Raw genomic sequence first — 16,750 nt, forward strand, 5'->3', positions numbered from 1 at the left:
CGCCGTCAGGCACGGCCTCACGCCGGCCGGGCCCGTCGCGCGCGGCCGTCACCTGGAAGCGCCCCGCGGGCCATTGAAGCGCTCCGCCGGGCCGGACGCCGCCATCTTTGCCATGAGCGGAGGGTCCGGCGAGGATGCCTACGAAGGGGGCGAAAACATATCGTGTCTTCCATGTACGAGATCACCGTTCTGCCGATGAAGCCGGACTTCGAGGGCGAGGTCGTCGCCACCCTGGTGTCACGGAGCGCGGGCTCCCGCCGGGCGGTGCTGTACCTGCACGGGTTCACCGACTACTTCTTCCAGGACCACCTGGCCGAGCACTACGTCGACCGCGGCATCGACTTCTACGCGCTCGACCTGCGCAAGTACGGCAGGTCCCTGCTGCCGCACCAGACCAGAGGCCTGGTCAGGAGCATCACCGAGTACTTCCCCGAGATCGACGAGGCCGTCCGCCTCATCCGCCGCGACCACGACGAGGTCACCCTCAACGCCCACTCCACCGGCGGGCTCGTCGCGTCCCTGTGGGCCGACCGCGTCCGCGGCCGGGGCCTCGTCCAGGGGCTCGTGCTCAACAGCCCCTTCTTCGACCTCAACGTGCCCACCCCGCTCCGCGTGGCCGCCGACCTGCTCAAGACGCCGCTGTCGTACAGCAGGAGAGCGCTGCCGCTGCCGCCCAGCACCGTGTACGGCCGCACCCTGCACCGCTCCGAGGGCGGCGAATGGGACTACGACCTGGAGCTGAAGCCGCACGGCGGGTTCTCCGTGCACGCCATGTGGCTCGCCGCGATCCGGCGCGCGCAGCGCCGTCTGCACGCCGGCCTCTCCGTGGACGCCCCCGTGCTCGTGCTGGCCTCGACCCGGGGACTGCGGGTACGCGACTTCGTCCCCGAGGCCAGGACGGCCGACATCGTGCTCGACCCCCGGCACATCGCCCGCTGGGCCACCTGCGTGGGCCCGCACGTCACGTGCGTGCGCGTGCCCGACGGGGTGCACGACCTCGTGCTGTCGGCCGAGCCGGTGCGCAAGCGGGTGTTCGCCGAGATCGACCGCTGGATGGACGCGTTCCTCCCCGCCGACGCGTCGGACAGTCACCAGGGCCTTTAGCTCGTCACCAAGGGAAGGCGAACAAGCCGTAGTAGGCCGCAGCCACCAGCAGCAGGCCCGTGCCGCCCAGCACGCCCGCCATCGCGACGTGCTGCCAGCGGCTCGGCCGCATCCCCTCGCGCAGCGCCGACACGACCGCCGCGACGGCGGTCACCTCCTGCACGAGCATCAGCGCGGCCAGCACCCGCACGATCACCCAGCCGGCCAGCACCGCCGGCCACGCTCCGGCCTGGTTCACGGCGAACAGCACCAGCACCGTGATGAACAGCAGCACCGCCGCCAGCAGCCCCAGCCCCGTCCACGCCATCCGGGTCAGCCGGCGCCTGATCGGCGGCCACAGCCGGGCGTCGGTCTCGCCCAGCGCCGGCGGGCCGCCGCGCAGCCGTACGAGCATGACGGCGACCGGGCCGGCCACGTAGCCGACGGCGGTCAGGCACAGCGTCAGCCCCAGCATGGCGCCGCCCGCGTACCACGGAGCGGCCGGCACGTCGGCCGCCTCGAACCGCTGGACCGGCGTCGCGCCCGCCAGGTGCACCGGGGGCACCGCCGTGCCGGGCAGGCCGCTGATCCAGTTGGTGAGGGTCTCCAGGTAGCCGGGCGCGAACGGGCCGCCGTTGATCCGCATGGCGTGGTCGCCGTGGGCCATGAACCGGATCGTGTAGCGGTCGTTGCCCGAGCCCGTCAGCGCCGTGGTCAGCGCCCGCGTCGACTCCACGAACGGGATGGACGGGTCCTCCGTGCCGTAGAAGGCCAGCACCGGCTGCCTGACCTGGCGCAGCGCCGGGATCGCGTCATAGCGCAGGAAGTCGAAACCGACGCCGCCCATGGCCCGCGTCAGCAGGTCGCGCACCCCGATCGGCGCCCGCAGCCGCAGGAGCTGCTCGTTCAGCGCCCAGGCCACCTGGCGCAGCGGGGACACGTTCGGCGAGGACACCAGCACCACGAACCCCACCGACGGGCTCTTCGCCGCCGCGATCGGCACCACCCAGCCGCCCTCGCTCACGCCCCACAGCCCGATCCGCGACGGGTCCACGTCCGGCCGCTTGGCGAGGAGGTCCACCATCCGCAGCGTGTCGTCGGCGAGCAGCCCGAAGTCGCGGTCCCGGAAGTTGTAGCCGACCGTCCGCTTGTCGTAGGCGAGCGTCACCACGCCCGTCCGGGCCAGGAACTCCGCCTGCGGCGCGAACTCCGTCCGCGACCCGTTGCCCGACCCCGACACGAACACCATCGCCGGATGACGGCCCGGCGTCAGCGGCGCCCGCACGGTGCCCTCCAGCCGCTGACCCTCCGCCGGCACCGACACGTCCGCCACGGCGAACCGGGCACTCTGCGCCACCGGTCGCAGCTCGGCGCGCGGCTGCGCCGGGATCGACAGGAACGCCTGGTCGGCCTCGAGCGGCGGGAAGTCGAAGGCGGGCGGGAGCACGTAGCCGACGCAGGCCAGAGCCACCAGCACCAGACCGGCGGCCACGCTCAACGTGCCACGGCCCGCGCCCATCGGCCTCCCCATGTGCGTTGGTTTGCCCGCTGATCTTCCAGCCTACTCCCGAGTCCTGTGGCGCATGAGGCCGCATTTGTCGGTGAGAGCTGTTAGCTTCCTGCGACATGCGGATCCTGCACACCTCCGACTGGCACCTCGGGCGCTCCTTCCACCGGGAGAGCCTGCTGGCCGGTCAGGCGGCGTTCGTCGACCACCTGGTCGAGACCGTGCGCGCCGAGCGGGTCGACGTGGTGGCGGTGTCGGGCGACGTCTACGACCGGGCGCTGCCGCCCGTCGACGCGGTCGCCCTGTGCAACGAGGCGCTGGGCCGCCTGGTGGCGGCGGGGGCGCGCGTGGTCCTCATCAGCGGCAACCACGACTCGGCGCGGCGCCTCGGGTTCGGCTCCTCGCTGTTCGACGCCTCCGGCGTCCACGTCCGCACCGACCCGTCCCGCGCCTGGGAGCCGGTGCTCGTCGACGACGTCGCCTTCTACGGCATCCCCTACCTGGAGCCCGAGCTGGTCCGTGCCCCATGGGAGCTCGACGAGCGCAGCCACACGGCGGCGCTGTCGTACGCGATGACCCGCGTCCGCGCCGACGCGGCCCGCCGCCGCGCCTCGGTCGTCCTCGCCCACGCGTTCGTCACCGGCGGCGAGGCCAGCGACAGCGAGCGCGACATCAGCGTCGGCGGGATCGCGCACGTGCCGCTCACGGCGTTCGACGGGATGAGCTACGTCGCGCTCGGCCACCTGCACGGCCGCCAGCGCATGTCCGAGACCGTCCGCTACTCCGGCTCGCCGCTGGCCTACTCCTTCAGCGAGGCCGCCCACGTCAAGGGGTCGTGGCTGGTGACGATCGGACCCTCCGGGGCGGCGGAGTCCGTCGAGTTCGCGCCCGCGCCGGTGCCCCGCCCGGTCGCCCGCCTGCGCGGCCTCATCGACGACCTGCTCACCTCCCCCGCATACTCCGGCCACGAGGATCACTGGCTGCAGATCACGCTCACCGACCCGGTGCGCCCCAAGTCCGCCATGGACCGGCTGCGGGCCCGCTTCCCGCACACCCTCGCCCTCTCCTTCGACCCGGTCGGCGCCGCGCCGGCCGCCGCGCCCGCGCGGCTCAGCGGCCGGCCCGAGGCCGAGGTGGCGCTCGACTTCGTCCGCGAGGTACGCGGCGAGCCCGCCGGCGCCGACGAGGAGGAGCTGCTGAGACAGGCGATCGAGGCGTCACGGGTGAAGGAGACGATGGCGTAGATGCGACCGCACCGGCTCTCCCTCACCGCCTTCGGCTCGTTCCCCGGCTCGGAGACGGTCGACTTCGACGCGCTCGCCGAGGCGGGCCTGTTCCTCGTGCACGGCCCCACGGGCGCGGGCAAGACGACGATCCTCGACGCGCTGTGCTTCGCCCTGTACGGCCAGGTGCCCGGCCAGCGCAACAGCGCCCGCGCGCTGCGCTGCGACCACGCCCCGCCCGGCACGGGCCCGTCGGTCACGCTGGAGGTGACCATCCGGGGCCGCCTGCTGCGCGTGCGCCGCTCACCCGTCTGGCAGCGCCCCAAGCTGCGCGGCACGGGCTTCACCGAGGAGAAGGCCAAGGTGGTGGTGGAGGAGCGCACGGCCGCCGGCTGGCAGGGTCTCACCACGCGCTCCGACGAGGCGGGCGACCTCATCGGCGGGCTGCTCGGCATGAACGCCGACCAGTTCTGCCAGGTCGCCATGCTTCCGCAGGGCGACTTCGCCCGCTTCCTGCGCGCCGACGGCGACGACCGGCGCCGGCTGCTGGAGCGGCTGTTCACGGTCAAGGTGTTCACGCAGACGGAGTCGTGGCTGGCCGAGCACCGCAAGCAGACGTGGCGTGAGCAGGGCGAGCTGCGGCAGCAGGTGGACTACGCCATCCAGCGCCTCCAGGAGGCCGCCGGCCCCGACCTGTCGGCAGCCCTCACGGCGGCCGTCCCCGAGGAGGAGGCAGGCTCGGTCTCGGAGGAGTCCGGCTCCGTGCAGACCCCGCTCCCGCTCTTCGAGCCCACCACACCACCGGAGAGCACCGACGCTTCGGCGAGCGCTGCCAGATCCGTGAGCACCGACGGTGCCGTGAGTGCAGTCGGGTCCGCGAGCGCTGTCGGGTCCATGGGCACCGGCGCTTCTGTGAGCACCGACGCTGCCGTGAGCGCTGTCGGGTCCGTGAGCACCGGCGCCTCCGCGGGCACCCGCGCCTCCGTGAGCGCTGCCGCTTCCGCATCGGCCGGGGCGGCGGCGCGGCCCGCCGAGGACGCCCCCACCCCGGAGACCGATCCGCTGCGCTGGGCGGGCGCCCTGCTCGACGCCGCCCGCGCCGTCGTGTCCCGTACGAACGCCGACCACGCCGAGGCGGAGCGGACGCTCAGACGGGCCCGCGTCCGCCACGAGCAGGCCACCGCCCTGGCCGCCCGCCAGCGCCGCCACGCCGAGGCGCTGACGATGCGCCGCACCCTTGACGAGCGCGCCGACGAGCGGGCGGAGCTCCAGGCGCTCCTGGACGACGCCCTGCGCGCGGACCGCGTCCTGCCGCTCATCGCGGCCGCCCGCCAGCGCGCCGAGGCGGCGACGAAGGCCCGTACCCTCGCCGCCGACGCCTTGGCCCGCGCCCACCCCCTCCTCCGCACCCCCGACCTTCGGGCCCCCGACGCCCGCATGTCCGACGCCCGCATGTCCGACGCCCGCGCGTCCGACGTCCGCATGTCCGACCTTCGGGCCCCCGACGCCCGGACGCCCGACTCTCGCATGACCGATTCCCGCGCGTCCGATTCCCGCGCGTCCGATTCCCGCGCGTCCGATTCCCGCGCGTCGGACTCCCGCGCGTTCGACCTCCGCACCTCCGGCGTGACCCCCGGCGGCCAGGACGGGCGGGCGGGCAGCGGCGGCCCGTACACCACCGAGCCGCCCCAGGGCCCGCACCCCGAACGGTCGAACGCGCCCGGCATGGTCGAGCCGGAGCGGCTGGCCGGGCTGGAGCGGGAGCGGCGGGCGGAGATCGCGCGCCTGTCCGAGCTGCTCACCGAGGAGGCCAGGCTGCTCGTGGTGCGCCGCGACCTGGCCCGCGTCGAGTCCGAGCTGACCCAGCTCGTCGCCGAGGACGAGGCCGCCACCGCCCGCCTCGCCACGCTGCCCGCCCTGGTCGAGGAGGCCGAGCGGAGGCTCGCCGACGCGCGCCTGGACGCGGCCCGCATCCCGGCCGCCGAGGCCGTGCACGCCTGCGCCACCGAGCTCATCGGCGTCGACCGCGAGCTCACCCGCCTCCGCGACGAGATCGCCCGGCTGGAGCGGCAGGGGGCCGAGGTGGCCGCCGCCGAGGCGGAGGTGCCCGAACGGCTCGCGCAGGCCCACGACCGGCTGGCCGCGATGCGGACGGAGGCGGCGGCGATCCCGGCGGTCGGCGCGGCGCTCGACGCGGCGAGGACGTCCCTTGACACGGTCCGGCGCCGCGACGGCCTGGCGGCCGAGCTGGAGACGGCCTCCGCCACGTGCCAGGCCCTGGTGGACAAGGGCCAGAGCCTGCGCGAACGCTGGCTCGACATCCGCCAGGCCCGCATCGACGGCATGGCCGCCGAGCTGGCCCGCGACCTGACCGAGGGCCGCCCGTGCGCCGTGTGCGGTTCCGAGCACCACCCCGCCCCGGCCTCACCCGCCCCGAGCGCTCCGTCGCCGGACGACGAGCGTGCCGCCGAGAGCGCCCACGAGAGGGCCCTCGCCGAGCGGGAGGCGGCCGAACGCGCGCTGGCCACCCTCCAGTCCCGCCACGCCGACGCGGTGGGGGCCACCCTCGGGCTGGACCTCGACGCCGCCGAGTCCGCGGTGCGGGAGGCGGAGCGGGAGCTGGCCCGCCTGGAGGCGATCGCCGCTCAGGAGCCGGCTCTGCTTGCCGCGTACGAGCGGATCGAGTCGGAGCGCGACCAGGTCAGGGAGCGGTCCCGGAAGCTCGGCGAGTCCCTCGCGGCCCGCCGCGCCCACCGCACCCGCCTCCGCGCCGAACGCGCCCGCCTCGCCACCCGCCTCCTCCAGAGCGACCTGCCCGTCCTCGCCTCCCTCCACCGCGAAGCCGAGGGCCGACCGGCGGCGGACGAAACACGCGCCCGCACCGGCCTCCCGACGGCCAATGCCGATCGGCAGGCGGCCAGCGCCGACCGGCAGACCGACGGCGTCGGCCCGCTGTCGGGCAGTGTCGGCGGGGAGCTGCTCGACGGGTTCCCGCCCGAGATGGGGCCCGACGTGCTGGCCGAGGCCGAGCAGGTGGTGCGGCGGCTGCGAGGGTCGGCGGTGCGGGAGAGCGCGCTCGCGGCCGAGGCGGCGAGGCTCGCGCGGGAGCGGGTCGAGCTTGAGGAGCGCGTCCGCCGCGTCACCGCGCGGTTGGCGGCGGGCCGTACCCGGCAGGAGGAGCTCAGCGCGGACGCGACGCGGCTGACCGCGCGGCTCGACAGCGCGCGCGGCGGCGACGAGACACTCACCGCCCGCCTGTCCCGGCTGAATGACGAGGCGGAGCTGCTTCACGAGGCGCTGGAGGCGACCCAGCGGGCCGCCACCGCCGAGCGCGAGCGCGCCGAGGCGGTGCGTGCCGCGGAGCGGGCGGCGGTGGAGGCCGGGTTCGGCGACGCCGCCGACGCGGCCGGGGCCGTGCGGCCTCCCGCCGAGCAGGAGAGCAGGGCCGAGGCGCTGCGGCGGCTGGACGACGAGTACGCGGCGGTCACGGCCACCCTGGAGGACCCCGAGCTGGTGGCGGCGGCGGCCGAGCCCGTTCCCGACCTGGCGGCGCTGGAGGCGGAGCGCGACGAGGCCGAGCGCGCCCACACCGCCCTCGCGTCGGCGCGCGACCGGGCCGAGGCCAGGGAACGGCGGCTGCGGGAGCTGCTCGCCGAGCTGGAGGAGGGCCTTGACCGGTGGCGGCCCGCCGCCGAGCGGCACCGCCTCGCCGAGCGCCTGGCCGCCCTGGCCAGCGGCACGTCGAGCGACAACCAGTGGAGCATGAGCCTGTCGTCGTTCGTGCTGGGGGAGCGGCTCCGGCAGGTGGTCGACGCCGCCAACGAGCGCCTCGACCACATGTCGGCCGGCCGCTACCTGCTCCAGCACGACCTGCGCAAGACGGCCGGCGCCCGGGGGCGCTCCGGCGGCGGGCTGGGGCTGCGGGTGTGCGACGGGTGGACCGGCGTGGACCGCGACCCGGCGACCCTGTCCGGCGGCGAGAGCTTCATCACCTCGCTCGCGCTGGCGCTCGGCCTGGCCGACGTGGTCACGGCCGAGGCGGGCGGGGCGGAGATCGGCACGCTGTTCGTGGACGAGGGGTTCGGCACCCTGGACGAGGACACGCTGGACGGGGTGCTCGACATCCTCGACGGTCTGCGCGACGGCGGCCGTGCGGTCGGCATCATCAGCCACGTCGCTGAGCTGCGCAGCCGCATCCCGGCCCAGCTCAAGGTCGCCAAGACCCGCACCGGCTCGACCCTCACCGCGCACGTCTCCTCGCCCGGCTGACTCGCCCGGCTGACCCGACCGTCTGTGCGCGAACGTGTCCGGCGGTGAGTTCCACCAGGCCGGCAGCACTTTTCCGGACTAAGCCGTGTGATGATCGGTCCTGGCAATCGGTCCATTTCGGCAGGAAGGACTGTGTTTCTCCATCCACCTGAGCGCGGGCACGCACATTTGAGCGCTTCACCGACCAGTGCCACACTGTTGCGGATCATGGTGTCTCCGACGGGGGGTGATCGTGCCACTGTTGTTGGACTCGGTCGAGGTGAAGGTCCACGTGCAGTACCACCTGTTCTTCTTCGCTGACAGTGAGGCGGACGAAGACCCGCCTTTGGACCCGCGGGAGCATGGGAACTGGTTCGGCGCCAGTGAGGCTGGAGTGTGCTTCGAAAGCGACGAGGACGTGGTCTCGGCACTGATGCGCTTTGAGTCCTGGGATGGCGAGGCCGCCATTGACAGCGAGCAGTGGTCGCAGACGGCCGAAGTGACGCTAGCCATGACCAGTGGCTCAATCAGCATCATGGAGATCGCAGGAGGTGCGCTCAATGATGTGTTCGCGCTGCCGGCGCCGGGCCGCTATCGCGTGCGTCTGGGTTGGCGGGAAGGCCCGCTTCACCCGCCGGGGAGCGACGAGCCCGAGAGCTTTGCGCTCGCTCAGTTCTGGCCGACGCCGAGGGGCTGAACGCGATCGCAGTTCTGGTATTTCCCGGGCCACGGGAGTGATCACAATGCGGCCGTCGCTGGACAGGTGCAGGTAGCCGAACGAGATTAAACTCAAAACGGTCATCAGTCGGGTTCTCCTGTTCGTGATGGGGGTGGTGTGTCGGTGAAGGTCGGCATGCCGAGTTCGACCAGTTGGCGGCGGCTGTCGGTGGGGTTCTGGCTGAGGCGGGTGAGCTTGGCCTTGGCGGCGTCGAGGCTGACCTGGAGGCCTTCGACTTCGCCGAGCCAGCCGTTGGCGCGGGCCTCGGCGATGCGGTCGCGGAGGTTGTGGATGATCTCCAGGAGTCGGGGGCGCTGACGGGGATCGACTTGCAGGACGGGGCAGCGGATGCAGGCTTCTCTGAACCAAGGACCGTCCCCGAACGTCGATGTCCACGACTTGTCGGTCCGTGGGATACTCAGCGTTGCTCCCGCCAGCGATGGGCTGGGCGGTGCACCTGTTGTCAGAGGCTGCTGGCAGCATCGCCACTATGAACGTCATCCGTACCACCCCACCGCGGCCGCTTGAGGTCGCCACGGTCTTCCCCCAACTGGCTCCGCTGGCGCGCCCGGCGCTCCGGTTGCATCCCCGCCCCGGTTCGCCATCGCCACACGACAGCTCGGTCGGCGGGCCGCTGCTGTGGCCCGCTAAGCAGCCGTGGCCGTACTGCGACAAGTGGCACGAGGGGCCGGTTTCCCCCCTTGTGCCCGTGGCCCAGCTGTACGCGCGCGACATACCTCTGCTGCGACTGCCCGGACGGGCCGATCTGCTCCAGGTGCTGTGGTGTCCCTTTGAGCACCCGCCAGAGTACAAGCCCCCGACCGCGCTGTTCTGGCGAACCGCCGCCGACGTCACCAACGTCCTCGCCACGCCGCCCAAACCGTCCGAGGTGGAGTACGACGGCTACGTGCCCGAACCGTGCGTGCTCGCGCCGGAGCCGATCACGGAGTACCCCAACTTTCTGGAATTGCCCGAGGACCTGCAGCAGCAATTGGCGGACTGGAGCACGTGGCAGGCGGCCGGCGTGGCGGTGGACGATTCCTATGAGCTCGCCCCGGAGGAGTTCTACATGGGCGAGCTGTCCGTCGCCCCCGGCTGGAAGGTCGGCGGCTGGCCCCCGTGGGGCCTCACCGATCCCATTGCCCGGTTCTGCATCGCCTGTGGCGCCGGGATGAGCCCGCTGTTGACCATCGCGTCAAATGAATGGGACGGCAGCAACGGCGGGTGGGCCCCGTACGAGGATCAATCCCTCGCAGTGCTCGACGACGCCCGCGTGGCGAACCCACCCGGGGTCCGGGTCTCCAGGGGCGATCATCTGCAGCTCTATGTCTGCCCGAAGTTCCATTCGCACACCGACCTGATCCAATAAGCCGTTGCTGGAGACCTCCGCGGCACCATGTACACCACGGAGTGATGAGTGGAATCCCCCACGCAGCCTGTAATAGCTCAGGGCTACGTACACGACCGCCCTGACGTTCCCCAGCGGTGACCACGGCGGTCACGGCGAGGCTGGTCGTACGGTCGGAATTCCCAAGGCTGGACAGCCAGCTCAACACCTTTGTGACCCCACGTCGACGGTCCGCTCGGGTGGCCTTGGCCACCGGCAGGAACGGTGGTGCGGTCAGCCGGTGCAGCACCTGCTCCGTCGTCTGCGCGGTTGCCTGCCACCATGTCTCGGCGGGCCGGGGCGGGAACTGCTCCCGCAGCACGCTGTTCCGTGCCCGGGCCTGCTCGGTGGTCGCGTTCGCGGCTTGTAGCGGCCGGCGCGTCGAGTGCTTCTTGGTGATGGTCATGACGATCGCCCGAACAGCACATCCAGGGCTTCCGGGTCGTAGCCTGGTGCGGGAGGTGGCGGCACTGGCTCGGCGTGCCGGCCTGGCGGGCGTGGTGGGCCAGCACCTCGGCAACGACCTCGTCGTGGCGCGGCGCGAGGTAGACCTCGGTGGTGGTCAGTGCGCGTGTCCGAGGACCCACTGCACGTCGGTCAACGTCAACTGCGGGTCCCGGACCATGCGGGCGGCGGCGCTGTGACGAAGGTCGTGAAGCGTCCAGTCCGCACCGAAGGCGGCGTTCACCCGCTCGAACATCCGGTGAGCACCGTGGTAAGTCAGCGGCCGGATGGGCCGCCGCAGCGTCCACCACACCGGCTGCGTCCGGCCGCGCGGCACCAGCCCGTGCAGCTCGGTCTGGTAGAGCCGCAGCCACACGAACGCGTCCGCCGACGACGGCACCTGCTGCCGAGCCCGAGAACCCTTCCGCGCGACGCTGATCAGCTGCTGGCCTGGGTCGACGTCGCACTGGCGCAGGCCGATCAGCTCCGAGGCCCGGACCCCACTGGAGATCCAGAACGCGATCAACGCTCGATCGCGGTTCGACGGCAGCGCCGCGAACAGCGTGTTGAACCACTCGTCCGGGATCGAGCGCGGGATCCGGCGCGGAACCGTGGGCCGGTAGCGGCCCGCCCGCTCTGGAGCCCAGGCGTCCATCGGGTTGTGGTGCGCGTGTGCGCGGCCGGAGCGACGCGCCAGGTCCACGGTTCGCTGGCGCGGGCGCCGTTGCTGACGGCCAGCGCGAGGATCGCCCGGTCGCGGTTGGAGCGGAGGGCGGCGAACAGCTCGTTCCACCGCTTGTCGGGCATCTGCCGGGGTTGGCGCCGGGGAACCTTGGGGTTGTAGCGCAACCGGCCCTCGGCACGGTAGGGCTCCAGCGGGTTGTGGTGGGCGTGCGGTCGGCGCTTGTCGCTGCGGGCCAGCGGCACCGGGTTGACCAGCGGCCCGCCGCCCGACTCGATCCAGAAGTCGTAGAAGCTGCGCAGCACCGCGTTGCTGTGCCGGATCGTCCGTGGCTTGTAGCGGTCGTCCAGGTAGGGCTTCTTGGTGATCGGATTGGTGGTGCCGACGGTCTTGACGGAGACGGTGCGCGAGGCGGCGCTCGGCTTCGTGGCAGCACCCAGCCACAGCACGAAGTCGCGTACCTCGGCCGAGGTCGCCTTGTTCCACTCCACCTGGACGACTCGCAGCCACCGCCACCAGCGCAGCAGGTCGTAGGCGTAGCTGCGGACGCTGCCGGTGCGGTTGTCACGGGCGATGAAGTCGAGGAGGAATCGGTGGATCGGTTGCACGATTCTCCCTTCGTCGTCGAGGACCAGCCAGGGCACCACGCCCGGGTCGGGAGCCACCCGTCCCCAAAGGGGCAGGTGGATCGATCGGATGGCGCGAGATGGTTCGTTCACGTCGTTGCGCTCCCTGCGCTCGGGGGTGCGCAACGTGTACCTGCTACGTCACGGAGAGGTGGTTATTCATCACGGCGTGTCGCGTGGTAGTCCGGTCAACGGCGCGGTGTTTCCCGCCTGCGCAACCAAGAGCGATCACTTTCGGGCCGGCGGGCGAGAACGCGTAGGCGACGAGGTTGTCGATGAGCTCTGAAGCTCCGGGGGTGTTGAGGACGATGTCCTGCACAAGGGGATGCAGGCCGTCCAGGTCGAAGCGCGGCGGTCACCGAGATCCACGCCTGTCACCACAGGCGACAACCGGTGGTTGTCGGCCTGTCGCTTCCGTTGTTGGATCACGAGCCAGGGATGCCGGTTTCATGGCCGCATGCGTAGATTGATCCCCGCGGGGGACGCGACGCGGCCGGTGGAGTTCGTCCAGGACACCCTGCCCGCGCCCTCTCCCTCCGAAGTGCTGGTCAAGGCCGAGTCGTGCTCGCCGGATCGCGGTGCGCGCCTGCGCGAGCTGGGCCCCGCGGCGGTCCTGCCGGGCGAGGCCGTGCCGACGATCGGAGCATCACGATGAGCGCCGCGGAGTTCGCCGCCGCCAACCTGTCGCGCGCCACCGGAGCCGGGCTGGACCCGCACGAGTACCTGCGCGTCACCGGCGACCTCGCAGACCTGGCGGACTGGGGCGCGGCGTTCATGCGCGCCGCGCGTGGGCATCTGGCGCGCGCCGGGCAGGCGGCCACGCCGATCTCGGCCGGCGAGCACTTCCAGGTGGCGGCGCGCTGGTTCCACTTCGCCACCCTGGGGCCCAACCGTGAGCAGGCGGTCGCTGCCGCCGAGGCGGACACCGCCATGGGCCGCGCCCTGGAGCTGCTGGAGCCGGGCGCGCGCCGGATCGAGGGACCTGGTTTCGCGGGCTGGCTGCGCGGTCCCGCCGGCGCCACGGCCACCGCGGTCGTGGTTCCGGGACTGGACTCCGGCAAGGAGGAGTTCCACGACGTGGTCGACGCCCTGCTGCGCCGGGGCATGGCCGTGTTCGCCATGGACGGTCCGGGACAGGGCGTGCTCACCGCCACCACCACGGTCCGCGCCGACTACCACCAGGTGATCGGCCAGGTCGTCGACGCACTCGGCACGGCCCGGGTGGGACTCGTCGGGCTCAGCCTCGGCGGCTACTACGTCCCCGAGAGCGCCGCCCGGGAGACCCGCGTCGCGGCCGCCGTCACCGTCAGCGGTCCCTTCCGGCTGCACTGGGACGCCTTGCCGCCCCCCGTACGGGAGCTCCTCGTCCAGCGGGCCGGCGGCGAGCCGGAAGCCCGCCGCTTCGCCGGGCAGGTGGACCTGTCGGCCCTCGCGCCGGAGATCACCTGCCCCCTGCTGGTGGTGGACGGCGGCCAGGACGTCATCCCCGGCGTGACCAACGGCGAGCCGCTGGCCCGCCTGGCACCACACGGGCGGTATCTGCACCTCCCGCACGGCGACCATCTGCTCGGCAACGCCCGCCCCGACTGGCTGGCAACCGCCGCCGACTGGCTTTCCGGAGCACTCACATGACCCGTTTCACCGGCAAGACCGCACTGATCACCGGCGGCACGAGCGGCATGGGGCTGGCCACCGCACACCGCCTCGTCGCCGAAGGCGCCCACGTGATCGTCACCGGCCGTACCCGGCAGCGCGTGGACCAGGCCGCCGCCACGCTCGGCCCCCGAGCCCTCGGCGTGGTGGCGGACACCGCCGACCTCACGGCCCTGGACGCCCTGATGGACACGGTCAGGACCCGGTACGGCAGGCTGGACGTCGTCTTCGCCAACGCCGGAACGGGCACCTTCGTGCCCTTCGCCGAGATCACCGAGGCTGACTTCGATCACACCGTCGACGTCAACGTCAAGGGCGTGTTTTTCACCATCCAGAAGGCGCTGCCCCTGATCGCCGAGGGCGGCTCCGTCGTCATCAACGCCTCCTGGACCCTGCACCGCGGCAACGGCATCCTCACGTTGTACTCGGCGACCAAGGCGGCCGCGCACAACCTGGCCCGTACCCTGGCGGCGGAACTCGCGCCCCGGAGCGTCCGCGTCAACTCCATCAGCCCCGGATACATCGACACACCGATGTATCCGGCCGCGGCGTTGAGCGAGGCGGAGGCGGCGGCCATCACCGGTCGCGTCGTGGCCGGCCGGTTCGGCCGGCCGGAGGAGATCGCCGCGGCGGTGGCGTTCCTCGCCTCCCCCGAGGCGTCCTACATCAACGGCCAGGACCTGGTGATCGACGGCGGTCTCGTGAACGCGATCCCCGCCTGAGCGGGTCACCCGGCCCGAGGCGTGCGATCAAGGCCGCTGCGTGGTCCGGCCGTGCTGCGCCGGACCACCGGTCGGCGTCGTGGCGGATCGTGGGCATGGTGGGGGACGTTCAGGACCGGCTCACAGCGGACGTGGGTGGGCAGCGTCCCCGGCTGTCCGGCTTGGGAAACGCAGTACCCAGCGGCGCTGCCACGGGGTCTCGACGGCCCGACGGTGGTGATGCTCGCGCGTCCAGGCGACGGCGTCGGCCGGGTCGAGGCCGGCCAGGACGGCGAGGCAGGCGATGACCGTGCCGGTGCGCCCGACTCCGCCCCCGCAGGCGACCTCCACCGCGGCGCCCGCCCGCGCCCGCTCATGCAGCGCGCGGATCTGCCGCACGGCCAGATCGTGGTCGTGGGGGAGCAGGAAGTCGGGCCACCGGATCCACGCGTGGGGCCACCGCAGCTCGCTGTCGTGGCTACGGCGGAGCCGGTCGGAGCCGAGGTACAGGCCGAAGCCGGGCACCGGCCCCTCCGGCAGCGGATGGCGCAGGCCACGGCCACGGATCCAGGAGCCGTCCGGGAGCTGGAAGGCGCCCACGAGCGGTGGCTCGCTCAGGGGCTCGCCGGCCGCCGCGCTGTCCCCAGGGTCTCGCATCGAGGTCTCCTCGTGTCTTCACTGTGTCTTTCGTTGAGCGACGTCTTTCGTTGAGCGGCGTCTCTCGCTGGACGGCGTCTTTCACCGGGCGGTGTTGCCCAGCCGGTGTCGTGCGCGGTGATTGGCGACGTTGAGCCGGTTGCCGCACAGGTCGGGCATGCAGTAGACGCGGCGCCCCCCGCGACTGGTGTCGACGAACACGCCGCGGCAGCCCGGTGCGACGCAGGCGCGGAACCGGCTGTGGCCCAGGGCACGGACGGCGCCGAGCAGCCCGACACCGATGAGCGTGGCCAACTCGTCGGCCAGCGACGCGCCCGGCGCGGTCGGGACGTACCACTGCCACCGCCCGCCGGGATCGCGGTCCAGCACCGGGCTGAGACCGGCCCGCCTGGCGAGCACGGCCGCGCCCGCGACGGCCTGGTCCTCCGTCTCGGTCTCCACGACGCCACGCGCCTCCCGGCGCAGCAGGTGAATTTCGCGGACGTCGTCGCCGGTCGGCGGCCGCCCATCCGCCAGGGCGTCGGGTCGCAGCCCGTGCTGCGCGAGGAACCGCGTCAACGCTTCAGGGGTCGGCAGGGCCTCCCCGCTCGTGGTCTGCACGGTGGGTGAGGTGTTGGCCAGGTCGCCGGCCACGGCCGCCCCCACGGCATAGTCGGTGATGGAGATCCGCATGCCTCACTCACTTCTCGGTAACCGATAAAACGAGAATATACCCCTTACAGAGTGGTGCGGATCAAGACATGACCGTCCCTGGCTGCCGAGACGAGGAGGGCACCTGCCCGGCGCCCCAACCTCACCGCCGAGGCTGCCGCGGGGGCAGCCGGCGAGCTGCCGCCGGACCGGCCCACGGTGACCGTCGCCCCCACCTGCACCGCCTGCGAATGCGCCCCGCCCTCGTCGCCGAGCTGGAGCGGCTCGGATGCCGGAACGTAGGCCTGTACGCCGACGGCAGGTCGGGCCGTCTCCAGCGGCAGGCCCGCTCCGGCCCGGCCTTCCTGCGACCCGAGACTACGACCTGAGGTTTTCCAGCCGCGCCTGGAGCCCGTCGAGGAAGCGCTCCAAGCCGTAGGCGAAGCTCTCGTCGCGCAGCCGCGTCGGGTCCTCACCGGCCCGCGTGTCGTACCCCTCGCGCAGCAGCGGCAGGTCGCGCACGGTCTCCTCGGCGACCCGCCGCAAGCCCTCCATCAGCTCCTGCTCGCTCTGCCCGCTGCGAGCCAGCATCGACAGGTACGCCGCCTCGCTGACGGTCATGCCGATGACGTACGCGATGACGGTGTTCATCGCCCGGTCGGCCTCGTCCGAGGGGAAGCCGGCACGGTGGAACAGGGCGAGCATGCGCTCGGACCGCCGCGTCAGGTTGGGGCCGAGCTGGGCCAGGCCGACCTGGCCGAGCACCGAGGCGACCCACGGATGGCGCAGGATCATCGTCCGCAGGCTGCCCGCGGACGCGGCGACGGACTCCCGCCAGGCGCCCGGCTCCTCGGAGCCCGCGGGCTCGGGCACCTCCAGCTCGCCGTACACCTCGTCCACCACCAGCTCGATCAGCTCGTCCTTGTTGGCGACGTGCCGGTAGAGGGAGGTGGCGCCGGCGCCCAGCCGGTTGCCGAGACTGCGCATGCTGAGCGCCTCGATGCCCTCCTCGTCGAGCAGGCGGACGGCCTCGGCGACGATCCGGTCCTGGCTGAGGGCGGGCTGCGCCCGCTTGTGTCGCTGCCGCGCCCACACGGAGGGGACGGCCGGCTTGCCGGTCGGCATGACGCCTCCTTTCCCGCCCCACCCTAGCGCACGGTGTACGCATCAGCGTACATGCCCTATGACTGC

The 16,750-nt window shown here is 72.7% G+C and carries 14 protein-coding genes; 8 read left to right on the forward strand and 6 right to left on the reverse strand.

Translation table 11 applies throughout. From position 1 onward, the window contains the following. Positions 1–171: 171 nt before the first annotated feature. The gene (locus AB0H64_RS14725; RefSeq protein ID WP_357623928.1) at positions 172–1,104 is read left to right on the forward strand and encodes an alpha/beta hydrolase; all 933 of its coding nucleotides are present in this window, start codon (positions 172–174) and stop codon (positions 1,102–1,104) included. A gap of 4 nt (positions 1,105–1,108) precedes the next feature. On the opposite strand, the gene AB0H64_RS14730 is transcribed toward AB0H64_RS14725, so the two are convergent. Beyond that, entirely contained in the window at positions 1,109–2,602 is a 1,494-nt protein-coding gene (locus tag AB0H64_RS14730) for a prolyl oligopeptidase family serine peptidase (protein ID WP_357623930.1), read from the reverse strand. A gap of 107 nt (positions 2,603–2,709) precedes the next feature. Here AB0H64_RS14730 and AB0H64_RS14735 point away from each other — a divergent pair, with 107 nt between their 5' ends. From AB0H64_RS14735 to AB0H64_RS14750, 4 genes are all read left to right on the forward strand, one after another. Then, complete coding sequence (locus AB0H64_RS14735; protein ID WP_357623931.1) at positions 2,710–3,834, forward strand: exonuclease SbcCD subunit D; 1,125 nt, start codon at positions 2,710–2,712, stop codon at positions 3,832–3,834. Continuing rightward, positions 3,835–8,082, forward strand: coding sequence for an AAA family ATPase (locus tag AB0H64_RS14740; protein ID WP_357623933.1), 4,248 nt, complete (start codon positions 3,835–3,837; stop codon positions 8,080–8,082). It begins immediately after the preceding gene. Between the two features lie 226 nt (positions 8,083–8,308). Beyond that, on the forward strand, positions 8,309–8,758 hold the full coding sequence (locus tag AB0H64_RS14745) for a hypothetical protein (RefSeq protein WP_357623935.1): 450 nt from the start codon (positions 8,309–8,311) through the stop codon (positions 8,756–8,758). Between the two features lie 511 nt (positions 8,759–9,269). Next, a complete protein-coding gene (locus AB0H64_RS14750) occupies positions 9,270–10,148 on the forward strand; it encodes a hypothetical protein (protein ID WP_357623936.1) in 879 nt (292 codons plus the stop codon). 580 nt (positions 10,149–10,728) lie between these two features. Here AB0H64_RS14750 and AB0H64_RS14755 read toward each other — a convergent pair. Both AB0H64_RS14755 and AB0H64_RS14760 read right to left on the reverse strand, forming a co-directional pair. Beyond that, positions 10,729–11,136, reverse strand: coding sequence for a site-specific integrase (locus AB0H64_RS14755; RefSeq protein ID WP_357623938.1), 408 nt, complete (start codon positions 11,134–11,136; stop codon positions 10,729–10,731). After that, a complete protein-coding gene (locus tag AB0H64_RS14760) occupies positions 11,133–12,011 on the reverse strand; it encodes a site-specific integrase (protein ID WP_357623939.1) in 879 nt (292 codons plus the stop codon). Before AB0H64_RS14760 ends, AB0H64_RS14755 begins: the two co-directional genes overlap by 4 nt. A gap of 364 nt (positions 12,012–12,375) precedes the next feature. Between AB0H64_RS14760 and AB0H64_RS14765 the strand changes: the two genes are divergently transcribed. From AB0H64_RS14765 to AB0H64_RS14775, 3 genes are read left to right on the forward strand one after another with little or no spacing between them, the layout of a single operon-like run. Beyond that, positions 12,376–12,573: a hypothetical protein gene (locus AB0H64_RS14765; RefSeq protein WP_357623941.1), complete on the forward strand. Its 198-nt coding sequence runs from the start codon at positions 12,376–12,378 to the stop codon at positions 12,571–12,573. Then, entirely contained in the window at positions 12,570–13,550 is a 981-nt protein-coding gene (locus AB0H64_RS14770) for an alpha/beta fold hydrolase (RefSeq protein ID WP_357623943.1), read from the forward strand. Before AB0H64_RS14765 ends, AB0H64_RS14770 begins: the two co-directional genes overlap by 4 nt. Then, a complete protein-coding gene (locus AB0H64_RS14775) occupies positions 13,547–14,293 on the forward strand; it encodes a glucose 1-dehydrogenase (protein WP_357623944.1) in 747 nt (248 codons plus the stop codon). The genes AB0H64_RS14770 and AB0H64_RS14775 overlap by 4 nt, the downstream gene beginning before the upstream one ends. Before the next feature lie 120 nt (positions 14,294–14,413). On the opposite strand, the gene AB0H64_RS14780 is transcribed toward AB0H64_RS14775, so the two are convergent. From AB0H64_RS14780 to AB0H64_RS14790, 3 genes are all read right to left on the reverse strand, one after another. Further along, positions 14,414–14,929, reverse strand: a complete 516-nt coding sequence (locus AB0H64_RS14780; protein WP_357623945.1) for a protein-tyrosine phosphatase family protein — start codon at positions 14,927–14,929, stop codon at positions 14,414–14,416. Between the two features lie 81 nt (positions 14,930–15,010). After that, complete coding sequence (locus AB0H64_RS14785; RefSeq protein WP_357623947.1) at positions 15,011–15,601, reverse strand: CGNR zinc finger domain-containing protein; 591 nt, start codon at positions 15,599–15,601, stop codon at positions 15,011–15,013. A gap of 336 nt (positions 15,602–15,937) precedes the next feature. Continuing rightward, on the reverse strand, positions 15,938–16,684 hold the full coding sequence (locus AB0H64_RS14790) for a TetR/AcrR family transcriptional regulator (protein ID WP_357623948.1): 747 nt from the start codon (positions 16,682–16,684) through the stop codon (positions 15,938–15,940). Between the last annotated feature and the right edge of the window lie 66 nt (positions 16,685–16,750).

Source organism: Nonomuraea sp. NPDC050733, from assembly GCF_040654215.1.
Taxonomy (GTDB): Bacteria; Actinomycetota; Actinomycetes; order Streptosporangiales; family Streptosporangiaceae; genus Nonomuraea.

Bases quoted from the DNA above. Each gene is read 5' to 3' on its own strand.
- AB0H64_RS14770 (WP_357623943.1), top strand. From the start codon at position 12,570: ATGAGCGCCGCGGAGTTCGCCGCCGCCAACCTGTCGCGCGCCACCGGA.
- AB0H64_RS14765 (WP_357623941.1), top strand. From the start codon at position 12,376: ATGCGTAGATTGATCCCCGCGGGGGACGCGACGCGGCCGGTGGAGTTC.
- AB0H64_RS14780 (WP_357623945.1), bottom strand. From the start codon at position 14,929: ATGCGAGACCCTGGGGACAGCGCGGCGGCCGGCGAGCCCCTGAGCGAG.
- AB0H64_RS14735 (WP_357623931.1), top strand. From the start codon at position 2,710: ATGCGGATCCTGCACACCTCCGACTGGCACCTCGGGCGCTCCTTCCAC.
- AB0H64_RS14740 (WP_357623933.1), top strand. From the start codon at position 3,835: ATGCGACCGCACCGGCTCTCCCTCACCGCCTTCGGCTCGTTCCCCGGC.
- AB0H64_RS14790 (WP_357623948.1), bottom strand. From the start codon at position 16,684: ATGCCGACCGGCAAGCCGGCCGTCCCCTCCGTGTGGGCGCGGCAGCGA.
- AB0H64_RS14775 (WP_357623944.1), top strand. From the start codon at position 13,547: ATGACCCGTTTCACCGGCAAGACCGCACTGATCACCGGCGGCACGAGC.
- AB0H64_RS14785 (WP_357623947.1), bottom strand. From the start codon at position 15,601: ATGCGGATCTCCATCACCGACTATGCCGTGGGGGCGGCCGTGGCCGGC.
- AB0H64_RS14725 (WP_357623928.1), top strand. From the start codon at position 172: ATGTACGAGATCACCGTTCTGCCGATGAAGCCGGACTTCGAGGGCGAG.
- AB0H64_RS14730 (WP_357623930.1), bottom strand. From the start codon at position 2,602: ATGGGCGCGGGCCGTGGCACGTTGAGCGTGGCCGCCGGTCTGGTGCTG.
- AB0H64_RS14750 (WP_357623936.1), top strand. From the start codon at position 9,270: ATGAACGTCATCCGTACCACCCCACCGCGGCCGCTTGAGGTCGCCACG.